The sequence below is a fragment of the Pedobacter panaciterrae genome (assembly GCF_013204795.1).
Classification (GTDB): Bacteria; Bacteroidota; Bacteroidia; order Sphingobacteriales; family Sphingobacteriaceae; genus Pedobacter; species Pedobacter panaciterrae.
The window spans coordinates 577,174-591,195 of record NZ_JABMKW010000008.1 but is presented as its reverse complement, the minus strand read 5'-3'; the positions used below and the strand labels follow the sequence as shown (position 1 = coordinate 591,195).

Below are 14,022 nucleotides of genomic sequence, written 5' to 3'. Positions count from 1 at the left end.
CGAAAATTAATTTTCGACCCTACATCTACCTATGAAAAACATACCCCCGAAAGGGTAAGCCCAAATGTAATTATCTTTTTGAATAAATGAAAGTTTAAACATACTTTTTTCTCATCTTAATTAGAATATTATTGCGAAGTCAGAAAATCCGGTTAACAAATTATCTAATAGCGTAAAAATCAGTTCCTTTTAGTGGTTTCCAATCACCATCTTTGTATCTCATTTTTAAAGAAAGTATACGCTCTTTACCTGCTTCTCTTAAATAATAAATCTTAACCGGATGATAGCCGGCTTTGAGATAAACACGCTCTGTTTCCTGGCTCACTGACTGATAACCAAAATCCGCGTCAATTAGTTCTGCTTCATGAATTCTCATATAAGCTTTCCCACTTGCCTGAAGTGAAAAGCTGTATTCTCCATCAGATTGCACCTTTATAAAACCTTCATATAGTGTCATTCCAGGTCTTGCTTTTGGCACTTCTTCTCCTAAATGTTTGCTAATACCATTTGAAACTTCAGTAAGACCCGTTTCTGAAACTACGTATGGAAAATTTCCTTTAAAGAATTTCCACGAAAGTCCGGGATATGTTTTATCTAAAATCTCAACAGCCGGAATTTCGGCCCTATCATACGGCCGTGGAGCTTCAAGATCTGCCTTTCGAGCCTGTAATGATTTGGCTTTCATTTGAACCTGTAATTCGTTGCAGGACGGTATTGAAGCAAGGTTAGTAGTTTCCTTAGGGTCGCTTACTATATCGTATATTTCAAAATCATCATCTGCAGATTTGATATCATAACGCACACCTACAAAATCCCCAAGACGGATCATTTGCATTTGCCCACGTTTCCGGCCCCTCCTGCTGGCCTCAAAAGCTTTAAAATCAGGCGTTTTACCCCCTTCAGAATATTCTGAATAAATTAAACTTTCGGCCTGGATACCTTTTCCTGTTAGAGATGGGACCAATGAAACTCCATTTGTTCTGGCCGGAGCACTTATACCTGCAACATCAGCAAAGGTAGGCATCCAGTCTGACAGCATACTTGGCGATACCACAACTTTACCAGCAGGAATATGCTGAGCCCAGGTTACCAGAGTTGGCATTCTTAATCCACCCTCCCATACATCTCTTTTTATTCCATCAAAAGGTCCGAACCCTCCAAAAAACTCCGGGTTATTAGGTGCGTAACCTGCAGGAAGATAAGATTCAATAGATGGTCCGTTATCAGATGTAAAAACGACAATCGTATTTTCCGAAATTTTTAAGTCATCTAAAAGCTGCAAAATGTCGCCTACTGCATCATCAATTCTTCTGGTGGCTGTAGCATATCGCTTAAAGGTATCAGGCCATGGCGCATTTTTTACCTTTCCATTATCATATGTAGAATTTTTATAATCCGGATGTACAAAAGAATCAACTTTACCAGATGCTGTATTTATCATGTTACCAGGATTGCCAAGCCACTGTATGCCGCCTTTTAGTCCTTTACCTTCGGGATAAGCTTGAGTAGGTAATTCCAACACAGCGTGTGGAGAATCATAGGCAAGAAACATGAAGAAAGGTTTTTCGGGTCCTTTGGCACTTTCATGATCTATGATCCATTTCTTGGCACGGGCAGTCCATAAGTCGGTAGTGTAACATTTGGCTAAATCCGCAGCTACGTTTTTATAATTGTCCCATACTTCCTTTTTACCTCTGTAAATTCCTTCAAAAGGATAATGCTCATGTCCATCGGCATGGCGCATATAGCCAAAAAAATCATCAAACCCCCTTTTTTGAGGATGTGCCGGCCAATTAGGTTCATCTTTAGTTTCGCCTTGCAAACCCCATTTTCCTATAACTGATGTAGCATAACCCGCTGTTTTCAGTACCGTAGCAATAGTATGGTTATTTTCAATCTGCTTATCAAATTGATTGTCTCTTACCTTTGCATTGCCTTGATTAAGCCCTGTTAAAAGAGATGCCCTGGAAGGGGCGCATACCGGTGCGTTGCAATACTGATTAGTTAATTGCGCTCCACCGGCAGCCATTTTGTCGAGGTTTGGAGTAAATTGATAAGGAAGTTTTTGATCTGCCTTCTCCTTTCTCTGATTTTGAAAAAACACACCTAAATCGCCGTACCCAAGGTCATCGGTTAAGATAAATATGATATTAGGCTTTGAAGCACTACTTTTTTTTGATTGTGCGTTAACAATTGAGGGCATCAAAACGATCAAAGCACAGCTTCCCAACAAAAACAATTTCGTGATTCCTTTTATCATTATCTAAAAATGAACATTAGTATTCACCAAATATAAACAACTTAAAAATTTCTTTACACATTCTTCGCACCAAACCCACAAGCAGGTGCCTTTTTGTGAATAATATGTGTGGAATGTGCGAACTAAGTGAGGAAGACTACAAAAACCAAACTTTAGTTCGTACTGGTTGTTATATAAATTACAAAACTAAATTACAAAATTATGGAAGCATCCGAAGACATAAAGTTCACTGTTATGCTTCATGACAACGAACAAAAAAAGATTAAGGTAGAAGTTAAGCAAACTGAGACCACCGATGGAATACCGTATTATGTATGCACTCTGAATGGTAAAGAGGCCCAGATTAGAAAAGATGAAAAATGGGAACAAATATGGGGCTCACTTACCCATAAACAGGTTGATGAGTTAGGTTCGGCAATTAACAAACATTTAGGTGATTTATAACACAGCCACCAGCGTTACTCCGTATTCCCGTTTAAAATGATCTTGAATCTGATCTATCATTTTATTGAATCGTGTTATTTTTGCCGGCAGTAAGAACAGCAAAAAATCAACTCCACTGCGGTTATATCTTACGTATTCTTCCAGGGCGAGCCAGCTTTCGCGCTCCATATCTTCATTGTACTCACCGGTATCTTTAAAAACGATTAATAGGTTTAATCCTTTCTGATCGCAAAAAGTCTTAATTGCAGTTTCCTGAGCTATTACAGACTCCAGATATGGTGATACCCTGATGTAACCAATTGCATTCATGACTGAAACTCTCTTGGCAACTTAACTAAGATTACCTATTCATTAACACCCGCTGATGCGGAAGTTTTTTTATCAAACTCTTTTTCAGTAAATATTTTTGAAGGATTTTCTAAACATTTATTAATTTGATTTAACAATGAGCTTAGCTCAAAAGGCTTAGAGATAAATGCGTTACAGCCGTAACTACCAAGTGATAGCAATACTTGCGAATACGCAGAAAATATAACTACAGGAATATGTTTGGTAGACGGATCTCTTTTCAATTGGGCACATAATTCCCCTCCGTTAATTCCAGGGAGTAAATAATCCACTAATACAATATCTGGTTTAAAATCCTCCATCAATGAAAAAATATCATTAGTATCTTTATAACAACGTACCTGATAGCCTTCGTAACTAAATAACTCTTCTAATAACTCTACTAAATCATCATCATTTTCAATGATTAGTATATTTTGTGATTTACGCTCTTTTTTCTCAGATAATTCAGTCATTCCCGTTTTAATTAGCTAGCCTATTATAACAAACGAAAAAACGTCCTGTTTTATTTTTCTTTATTAATATTTATGCAATTAAAAAAGCGGTGTATTGCTTAATAATTAACGCGGTTTAAAGCCATTATCAAACGTTTGCGTAGTTTTATTCAAAGGGTAAAATCATCAAATATTCAGCGATTTTTACAAATTAGCATCATTTAATCATCAATACATGTAATTTTAAAAGATTTTTATACATTTAGAAATTATTACCTAACCAAATCAAATGAACCGGATCTTGACCTTATTCTTTTAAGTATAAGTTAGGTTAAGTGACTTACATCTGACAACTAAATTAGACTAAGATGAAACCTCAACTGCTTAAAGTAGCTAACAACTCTGTAAATTCATTTAGCGCGAGAAGAGACAAGGTGCCTTACATTAACAACCGCTGGCACTATCATGCCGAAGTTGAACTGATCTATTTTAAAAAAGGCAACGGAACTCAATTTATTGGCGATAGTATTAAACGTTTCAGATCTGGTGATGTAGTACTTGTTGGCGCTCACCTACCTCACTACTGGAGATTTGACGATAATTACTTTAATGACGAAAAAAGCAATGCAGATGTAGTTGTAGTACACTTTTGTGAGAATTTTTGGGGTAATTCATTTTTAAATCTTCCTGAAAACAAATCCCTTAAATTGTTATTGGAACGTGCCCAGAGGGGTGTACAGGTTCAGGATAAAAGCAAAAGATTGATTGGAGAACTTATAGAGTCTATTTTATTATCTGAAGGGCCTAAACGAATTATTTTACTTGTAGAAGCCCTGCTGGCTATAGAAAACTACTCACAAAGCAGCTTATTGTCGTCTATCGGTTTCCGTCATGATTTTGAAGAGACTGAGAATGACAGGATTAATGCCATTTACAATTACTCTCTTGCTAATTTTAAAAGAAAGATTCAGATGGAGGAAATGGCTGCCGTGGCCAACATTAGCCCTAATTCATTTTGCAGATACTTTAAATCGAGAACAAGGAAAACTTATACTCAGTTTATAAGTGAGATAAGGGTTGGACATGCCTGCAAATTATTGATCGAGGACAGTATGAACGTTAAACAGATCTGTTACGAAAGTGGTTTCCATAATTTTGCCAGCTTCCATAAACATTTCAAAATTATAACAGGGAAAAGTCCGCTTTCTTATCAGAAATCATATTTACAAAAATAATTAATCATAAAAACAGTCCTTTTAATGAAAAAAAGAATAACCCCTTTGCTATTTGTAATAATGCTATGTGGCAAAGTAAATGCCCAGCAACCAGGTGCTAAGGATATTGACGACAAAAAACAAAAAATGGAGTGGTTTGCTAATGCAAAACTTGGAATTTTTATACACTGGGGTATTTATTCTGTAAATGGCATCTCCGAATCATGGTCGTTTTTTAACAACTACATCAATCATGATAACTATATGAAGCAGTTGGATGGTTTTACGGCAGCCAATTATCGTCCGGAAGAATGGGTTAAACTAATCAAGGAAAGTGGTGCAAAATATACTGTGATAACCACTAAACACCATGATGGTGTATCCCTTTGGAATACTAAAGCGATTGATGCGACAACCACCTTAAAGCAAAGTGCCGCTAAGAAAGATGTAATTACTCCCTTTATAAAAGCAGTTAAAAAGTCTGGCTTGAAAACAGGTATTTACTTTTCCTTACCAGACTGGAGCCATCCTGATTACGACGGTTTTACCAGAGACAGAAAAAGGTACAAACTTAGTGAAGAACCTAAGCGCTGGAATAAATTCCAAAAGTACTTACATACGCAAATGAATGAACTCTCTGTGAACTTTAAGCCTGATTTACTCTGGTTTGATGGTGATTGGGAGCACTCTGCTGAGGAATGGCAGGCCGGAAAGATTTCGGCAGACCTTAAAAAGTATAATCCAAATATTATAATCAATTCTCGTTTGAATCATCATGGCGACTATGAAACCCCTGAACAGGGTATCCCGGTTCTTAGGCCAAATAGCGAATATTGGGAACTGTGCTACACAATGAATGATTCGTGGGGTTATCAGCCTTATGATTTTAAATATAAATCACCAAATATGATTGTTCGCACGTTGGTTGATTGTATTAGCATGGGTGGTAATTTATTGCTTGACATTGGGCCAAAAGCCGATGGCACTATTGCAACAGAGCAGGGAAATATTTTGAAAGGCTTAGGCAGGTGGACCAAAAAGCATGCTGAAGCAATTTATGGGACTCATGCTGGCTTACCAGCAGGCCATTTTAATGGGAAAACCGCACTTTCTGCAGATAAAAAAACGCTTTATTTATATGCCGATTGGGTTCCGGACAATGGCGGATTGTTGTTAAGCGGAATCAGATCGGCTGTTCGCTCTGCTAAGATTGTAGGCTCTGATTTGAAGGCAACTTTTGTGACCAATGGTGAGAACATTTCGATCAAGATCCCTGCATCCGCAGCTGATCAGGATGTAACAGTAATCGCTTTAAAATTTGATAATCCTGTTGAAGTAAATGATCAATCTTTGATTTCGTTAAGTTTCAATGACCTTACCAATAAAAGAGCGGACTATAAAACGCAGATTAACAATATTGCGAGTTCATTGCATAATGGAGTAAACCCGTTTAAGGATACAGATTTGCCGACCGATGGTTTAGACTTCGAAGCAGGCAAAAAGGGGTTAAATCCTGAACTGTACAAATGGGTCACCAAAAACGCGGAGAGCTTATACAAGACAGGAAAAGGACTGCCTGATGGACATTACCAAGGGGCAAGTGCTTTATCTGCCGACAAGCAGACGGTGTATCTTTTTGTGGAAGGGAAACCTACGGGGCCAATTGCATTAAAAGGAATTAAAAATAAGGTGAGCCGGATTAGAATTGTTGGAGAGGGAACTATGATTGAACCAGAGATCTACAACAAACTCTATTGGAGTTCTGTACCTGGAATTGTTTACATCCCACTTCCAAAAGACCGACTTGATAAAGATCTTACAGTAGTAGCGGTATTGCTTGATGGCCCAATTGACCTTTACAGGGAAAAAGTTGGTGCTATTGAGAGTAATTTGTAAGATTTTGTTCTATAAAAAGGAGGGTGTATCATGATTTATGATACACCCTCCTTTTTATTTGAGACGGCTACTATTTAACACTTCTAACAGTAGTGTTACCACCACCATCTAGTGTTAGGTTTACAGGAGCATTGCTAGTCCATGCTCCTCTGGTAAAATCAGGCACATCAACACTTCCCGATTTTTTAGATACTGATTTTTTACTTAATGGTACTATGCAGCTCCATGATGCAGCATCGTAAACGTTTTGGTCAAGGGGTAATCCATTGCGCAGGCAATCAATTAAACGCCAGTCCATGATAAAGTCCATACCACCATGGCCACCAATCTTTTTACCGATTTCTCCAACATGTTTAATAATTGGAGGGCTGTAAGTATCATACAATTTCTTTAATCCATCTTCAGTTACCCATTCTTCGCCAAACGAGATACGTTCAGGTTCCGGCCATTTACTGGCAAATCCTTTAGTTCCGCTAAGCAGGTGAATTCTGGAATAGATTCTTGGTGAGGTTACATCATGTTGTAACATCATTGTTTTTCCCTTAGCTGTTCTGATGGTTGTAGTATTCATATTACCACGATAGTTTTTACCTACAAATTGTTTGTAAAAATCATCTTTTTTGGCTCTTTCTTCAGCCTCATGAGCCATATGGAAATCATTGGTCGACATGGACACCAAATAATCCATTTTATCACCCCTGTTAATATTTAAACATTGTGCAATTGGGCCTAAACCATGAGTTGGATAAATGTTACCGTTATAATTGATGTTTTCTTTTAACCTCCACATGTCTGCATAACCATTTTTATCGAAGTTTAACCCCAACAGGTTATGGATATATGCACCTTCAGCATGAATTAATTCACCAAACATACCATTGCGGGCCATGTTTAATGTTAGCATTTCGAAGAAATCATAACAGCAGTTCTCCAGCATCATACAATGCTTGCGCGTTTTCTCTGATGTTTCTACCAGTTTCCAGCAATCTTCAAGAGTGAGTGCTGCCGGAACCTCAGTTGCGGCGTGTTTTCCATGTTCCATAGCATACACAGCCATTGGAGTATGGTAATGCCAGGGTGTACAGATATAAACCAAATCAAGATCCTCTTTTTCAATCATTTCTTTCCAGCCATCTTCGCCAGAGTATTCTTTTGCTTTAGTAAGACCTTTATCAGTAAGGTATTTTTGTGCAGCTGAGGCTCTTGCAGGTAATTTGTCGCAAAGTGCTTTGATCTCTACTCCTTCTATATGTGACAATCTGGAAACCGCACCCGGCCCTCTCATTCCGAGACCTATAATTCCAACCCTTACTTTATCAATTTTTGGAGCGGCATATCCACTCATATTGAATCTCTGACTGCTATTACCCTGATTTAATGCTGCTGCCAGTTCATGATCGCTTGGCGCATTTTCATTGGCAAATGTAGGAAGGCCGATAGCTACTGCTCCGGAACCAATTGCCAGTTGTTGTAAAAATTTTCTACGGTTTGGTTTCATCTTGTGTTTTATATGGTTAAGAATGGTTGTTCGACCAGAAGTCAAATTAGTTTATACCACCAATATACACAGCTTATGGGCAGGCGTGAAAAGTTTTTTTCACACAAACGGTTGCGTAAATTTCATTTTACAGGCGTAATATTATTTCGCTTAATTATTGGTAATCTGTTTATTAATAAAAGCTCCCAGTTTTTCGTAGCCCTGTGCGTTAGGATGTAATCCATCGGTAAAAAGTGCTTCATTTACTTTTTTCTTTGTATTAAGCAAAAGACTTCCAGCATCAGCATATTGAACTTTTAAGTTCAGTGCTATTTTAGCGTACAACAGATTTAATTTAGCAACCCTGGCTTCCATTTCTCTGCGTGGAAGCAAACCGAGCACAAGAATTTTTGCCCCCGGTTGTCTCACTTTTATCGCTGTTATAAGAACCGTTAACCCTTCGGCTATCTCATCATCAGTATTAAACTGCAAATTGTTTGTACCAATCATCAATACAATTTGCTTAGCTGAAAATCCATCCAGTTCTCCGTGATAAACACGCCAAAGAACATTCTCTATCCTATCCCAGCCAAAGCCCATGTTTAGAGGGTTCCTATCTTTAAAATATTTATTCCATGATTCGGTCCCTCTTGCAACATGTGCCAAGGGTTCACCAGACCAGAAATGGGTGATGGAATTGCCTATAAAAATCAACTTGGGCGGATTGGTTTTATTATGATTTAGTACCTGATTATGTCTCTTTTCCCAATCATATCCAGGAAGCTCGCGATATTGTGTAGTCGGTTTGGTTGTACTGATATTTCCCTCTGGCTGGTTTAATATCTTTTTGATGATCTTCTCGTATGCATTTGCATAGTTCATCATTCCAATATCATTAGGATGAACGCCATCAACAGTACTCTCGATGTCGTGGCCTATCTCATTCTTTGAAAGCAGGTAGATGTTTTTTATTCCTTTTGTCTTTAATTGTTTAAATGCCTCGTTTAAGGTAATATTTGGATTATCATAATCAGTTTTCCTTTTAGGGCTTATCAGCTCATCTGTATAACCATCGTGCTCTGTTAACAGAATGGGAACTCCTGGTCTCTTTGCTTGCAATTGAAGTACAGAGGCTTCAATTCTTGATGTAAGATCTTCTTTCGATATAGAGATAAGATTAGGTAAACAATCTAACACATATAATTTAGCATCAATTTCTGTAAGTAAATCAACTACTTCTTTTTCTAAACGGCCATTGCCAGAAAAACCAAGGTTAATTACGGGCTGGTCTAACTTGCGTTGCAATATGGATGTCCATGCCAAACCAGGTCTGGTTGCACAAGCACCTTGCGCTATTGAAGTACCATAAACCACTATCGGTTTTTCCTGATGCAGGGGCACGGGCGTAAACGATTTTTCATTAGGCACATAGATTTCCAACCATTTCACAGCGTTGTACAGTGGTAGGTAAAGTGTGTATTCCCGATCTGGGTTATTAACCTGTTCTAAGTTATTAAAGCGATAAGTAATGGTATCGCCAAAAGAGAAAGCGCCAGCACTCCAAAGCCACCTGCCATCTCTGTCCTTTGCATATAGATCAACACCACTTACGCCTGTGGCCGGCATGTGCGAAAGCTGCAGATTGCCTTTGACAGCATACTTTACGATGATTTCATTCGAATTTGTGCGGAAACGCAGGTTTACACCAGCATTGTTCTTTGATAACTTCCATACCTCTGGGCGTACTATTCCTTCGGCTTTTGACGGTAAGCGATCATAATAATCTTTTAGATTTTTTGTCCAGCCCTGACCTTCCAAAACATTTATAGTATCATTTGAAGGATTCCAGACCTTATATTTTGCTTTATCCTGAGCGAAACTTAGCTGACTTAACAGTAGAAAAACAGATAGGTATATTAGCTTGTGGTTCATAATGTAAATATATTCTACAAAGAGATTAATTATGAAAAAAAATTATTCTCTTTGTTATTGGGATATACCTTATTATTGTTAAACAAATTACACTCTCATGAATGCGATAAAATCTGTTCTATTCGGATTGCTTTTAGTAGCAAACCTATGTGCTTACTCCCAGGAAAAAGAAGTAAAACCAAGAACCTTTAAGTATGGTAAAGTTGACCTTAATGAATTTGATACTAAGGTTAATGGCGCAGATTCGGCGGCCTCTGCGGTAGCATTATTTGATGTCGGAAGAGGTTGGTTTGAATTTAGTGCAAAAACGGGCAATTTCATTTATGTTTTTGAACGTCATACCCGATACAAGATCATTAACAAAACCGGTTACGATTATGCAAATCTTGAAATTCAATTGTATAAGCAAAATGGTAGCGAGCAAAATTTGGAGTACACGGATGGTGCTACCTATAACCTTGAAGCAGGTAAAATTGTTACCAGCAAATTAAGCAAAGAATCGAAGTTTTCTGAGAAGCAAGATAAGAACTATACCCTAAAAAAGTTTGCATTACCTAATGTTAAAGAAGGATCTATAGTGGAATTTAAATATAAGATTAAATCGGACTTTATATTTACCCTGAGATCATGGCGTTTCCAGAAGGAAATTCCAATGCTATATTCAGCATATGAGATCAAAATTCCAGAATATTTTAAATATAAAATTACTGCTGGAGGGTTTCTATTTATCAATCCAAAAGAGGAAAGGGTTAACGAATCCTTCATTTCAGCATCTGGCACTTTAAATACAACTTCATTAAAATTACATTATCAGGTTGAAAATGTTCCAGGTTTAAAAACAGAAAATTTCATTACAACAATGGAAGATTATGTTAGTAAAGTTGGATTTGAATTAAGTTCGGTAACTGTACCTGGTGAGGTTTACCGTGACGTTACTTCGACATGGCCAAAAATTGTGAAGGGGCTAAAAGAAGACGAAAACTTTGGCTTGTTTATAAATAAAAGGAGTTACAGCAAAACATTATTGAAAGATATAATTAAAATAAACACCAATCAGGATACTATAGTTCAACTAGTTTTTAACTATGTAAAAAATAACATCAAATTTAATCATGATGACGACTTCTCTACTTCAGAAACAAATCCTAAAACCGTATTTGAAAAGAAAAGTGGGAACTCTGCTGATGTAAACCTGTGTTTACTTACTTTATTATCAGAAGCAAAAGTTAATGCTTTTCCTATTTTATTGAGTACAAGATCTAATGGTGCCCATCCTGGTTTTCCAATGATCACAAAATTTAACAATGTAATTGTTGGAGTTCAAATTGGCGAAAAAACCATCCTTTTAGATGCTACTGATAAAAATCATATGCCAGATATGATTGCTTTTGATAATCTGTCCCATGAAGGATTAAAAGTAAATTTAGCTGATGAGACTGCTGAATGGATCTCGCTCGAGGACCCCACAATTAGCAGAAAGAATATTAATTACCTCTTAACTCTTGACGGAGAGAATAAGATTAGTGGTAAAATGTATTTATCCACTACAAATTATGAGGCCTTTAGTAGAAGAAACAGCTATCAATCTGCTTCAAATGAGGATGACTTTCTTAAAAGTTATAAAAATGGGAAACCCGGTTTAGGTATAAAAAACTATAAGATAGAGAACCTTACGAACCTTAATGAATCCCTTATTGAAAGTATGGACGTCAATATTGAAGACAATGTAGAAGAGGCTGGAAACTTAATTTATTTCACTCCGCTCCTTTACGAAAGGACTAAAGAGAATCCATTCAAGTTAGAGGAGAGAAATTTCCCGGTAGATTTTGGCCACCCGACTGAAGAAGTGGTTAGAATTACTATTGATTACCCTAAGGAATACCAGGTAGACAAAACACCAAAAAATGAAAAAATCATACTACCTGAAGAATCTGCATCATTTACTTTTCTGTTTGCCGGTGAACCTGGAAAAATGGTGATTAGCAGCAAAATAGTGCTTAAAAAATCACTTTATACCCCCGAAGAATACCATTACATTAAGGAACTGTTTAAAAATATTGTAAGAAAGCAGTCTGAACAAATTGTACTTAAAAAGAGCTAGAGATGAGAATAGTAATACTTTTTGTGATTGGCTTGTTTCTTATTAAAGAAACTAAGTCACAAGGTATATATGATGTAAATAAAATCCCCCCTGATTTACTTAAGGATGCTTCATTGGTGATTAGATACGAGAACCAAACTTATGATATAAAGAACCCAGGGAATGCCGTTTACGACTATAAAATTGCTGTAACCTTATTAAATAAGAGTGCAGAAGGCGCATCGAACATGTATGAATTCTACGATAAATTCTCTAATGTTTACAATTTAAAAGCCACACTATACGATAGTAAGGGTAGCAAAGTTAAGGAGTATAAGAGCAGCGATTTTAAGGACAGAAGTGCAGTCTCGAGCGGCTCTCTTTATGAAGACAGCAGAGTTAAATTTCTGGATTTCTTATATAACAACTATCCTTATACTATAGAATACAGTTATAGCACTGAGTATAGTGGAATACGTTTTTACCCGTCCTGGAAACCGGTGAGTTCCTGGGGGGCAGCAGTAGAAAAATCGGAATACACTTTCAGAATTCCTGAAACCATGACTTTCAAATACCTTAAAAGTACCGGACTTAAAACTGATTCTTTAAAGGTAAAAGACAAAATACAATACAAATGGAGCTGTGAGAATGTGAAAGCACTTGAGTATGAGCCGATGAGCGCTGGCATAGCTGATGTAAGCCCGTGGGTAACTTTGGCACCAAATCAGTTTGAATATGATAACTCTAAGGCGAACATTGAAAACTGGGATAACCTGGGGGCATGGCTTTCTGGCTTAAATAATGGAGCACAGGCATTGCCTGAATCTGTAAAATTAAAAGTTCAAAACCTAATTAAAGGCGCTGCAACGCCGAAAGACAAAATAAAACTATTATACAACTATTTGCAATCGAATACCAGATATGTTGGTGTGCAATTGGGTATTGGTGGCTACAAGCCTATTGCAGCTGAAAAGGTTGCGGCCGTAAACTATGGTGACTGTAAAGCTTTGTCTAACTACATGAAAGCTCTATTACAAGAAGCAGGTATAAAATCTAACCTCGTAGTTATCGGGAATGATATGCCGTCGCTGAATAAAAAATTTGCAAGTCTAAGCCAGGCAAATCACATGATACTTTGTGTACCTCTGGAAAAAGATACCACATGGCTGGAATGCACAAGCCAGTTTGTACCAATGGGTTATATAGGAAACGACAATTCAGACAGAACAGTTTTGCTGGTGACAGAAGCTGGAGGTAAATTAGCTCAAACACCTTATTATAGCCCGGCCAACAACTATCAGAAACGCATAACAAAGGTGAATTTTGATGAGGAGGGTTCTGCAAATATTAGCCTTGAAACCCAATATGGCTTTGCGCAGTATGAAGAAAATCTGAGAATGACATTGATTGAGCCGACTGAGCAAAGGAAAAGCTTAATGAACTCTCTTAGTATACCGAACATGCAGATCAGCTCATTTAGCTTTAATCAGCCAAATAAAGAGGCTGCTGTTCTGAATGAAAAAGTAGATCTAAAAGCCTCACAGATCTTAACTAAAGGAGGCGATAAGTTATTCCTTACTTTAAATATGACGAATCGGCAAGAGAGTGCGGTTACTCCTATTGAAAACCGGAAGACTTATTTCAATGTAAAATATGGCTACTCTGATGAAGATGAGATTATTTATAATATTCCTAAAGGTTACAAAGTAGAGTTTATGCCTAAAGATGTTGTGATTGAATCGGAGTTTGGCAAGTACACAGCCAAAGTGGTACAAAAAGATAACAGTCTTATTTATAGCCGGACAAAAACGATTAACAACAAAAAATATCCGCCAGAGAAATACAATGACTATGTAGCATTTTCTAAAAAAATCTATCAGGCAGATAAGCAAAAAGGTATTCTTGCCAAAATTGAATAAGGCTGTATCACACATTAA

Annotated in this window: 10 protein-coding genes; 5 read left to right on the top strand and 5 right to left on the bottom strand. The window is 37.2% G+C overall.

What is annotated here, in order from left to right:
* Positions 1-160: 160 nt before the first annotated feature.
* The gene (locus HQN86_RS04790) at positions 161-2,260 is read right to left on the bottom strand and encodes a sulfatase-like hydrolase/transferase (protein WP_216854317.1); all 2,100 of its coding nucleotides are present in this window, start codon (positions 2,258-2,260) and stop codon (positions 161-163) included.
* A gap of 201 nt (positions 2,261-2,461) precedes the next feature.
* Here HQN86_RS04790 and HQN86_RS04785 point away from each other — a divergent pair, with 201 nt between their 5' ends.
* Positions 2,462-2,704, top strand: coding sequence for a hypothetical protein (locus HQN86_RS04785; protein WP_172659869.1), 243 nt, complete (start codon positions 2,462-2,464; stop codon positions 2,702-2,704).
* Here HQN86_RS04785 and HQN86_RS04780 read toward each other — a convergent pair.
* A complete protein-coding gene (locus tag HQN86_RS04780) occupies positions 2,699-3,013 on the bottom strand; it encodes a recombinase family protein (RefSeq protein ID WP_172659868.1) in 315 nt (104 codons plus the stop codon). The genes HQN86_RS04785 and HQN86_RS04780 overlap by 6 nt on opposite strands.
* A 35-nt stretch (positions 3,014-3,048) precedes the next feature.
* Positions 3,049-3,507 (bottom strand): response regulator, encoded by a 459-nt coding sequence (locus tag HQN86_RS04775; protein ID WP_172659867.1) that lies wholly within the window; start codon positions 3,505-3,507, stop codon positions 3,049-3,051.
* Between the two features lie 347 nt (positions 3,508-3,854).
* Between HQN86_RS04775 and HQN86_RS04770 the strand changes: the two genes are divergently transcribed.
* The gene (locus HQN86_RS04770) at positions 3,855-4,721 is read left to right on the top strand and encodes an AraC family transcriptional regulator (RefSeq protein WP_172659866.1); all 867 of its coding nucleotides are present in this window, start codon (positions 3,855-3,857) and stop codon (positions 4,719-4,721) included.
* Between the two features lie 24 nt (positions 4,722-4,745).
* Entirely contained in the window at positions 4,746-6,596 is a 1,851-nt protein-coding gene (locus tag HQN86_RS04765; protein WP_172659865.1) for an alpha-L-fucosidase, read from the top strand.
* Between the two features lie 70 nt (positions 6,597-6,666).
* On the opposite strand, the gene HQN86_RS04760 is transcribed toward HQN86_RS04765, so the two are convergent.
* Positions 6,667-8,094 (bottom strand): Gfo/Idh/MocA family protein, encoded by a 1,428-nt coding sequence (locus HQN86_RS04760; protein ID WP_172659864.1) that lies wholly within the window; start codon positions 8,092-8,094, stop codon positions 6,667-6,669.
* A 150-nt stretch (positions 8,095-8,244) separates the two neighbouring features.
* Positions 8,245-10,005: an SGNH/GDSL hydrolase family protein gene (locus HQN86_RS04755; RefSeq protein WP_172659863.1), complete on the bottom strand. Its 1,761-nt coding sequence runs from the start codon at positions 10,003-10,005 to the stop codon at positions 8,245-8,247.
* Positions 10,006-10,102: 97 nt separating this feature from the next.
* Here HQN86_RS04755 and HQN86_RS04750 point away from each other — a divergent pair, with 97 nt between their 5' ends.
* Positions 10,103-12,106 carry a DUF3857 domain-containing protein gene (locus HQN86_RS04750; protein WP_172659862.1) on the top strand — a complete coding sequence of 668 codons (2,004 nt, stop codon included), beginning with the start codon at positions 10,103-10,105 and terminating at the stop codon, positions 12,104-12,106.
* Positions 12,107-12,108: 2 nt separating this feature from the next.
* The gene (locus HQN86_RS04745; RefSeq protein ID WP_172659861.1) at positions 12,109-14,004 is read left to right on the top strand and encodes a DUF3857 domain-containing protein; all 1,896 of its coding nucleotides are present in this window, start codon (positions 12,109-12,111) and stop codon (positions 14,002-14,004) included.
* Positions 14,005-14,022: the final 18 nt, after the last annotated feature.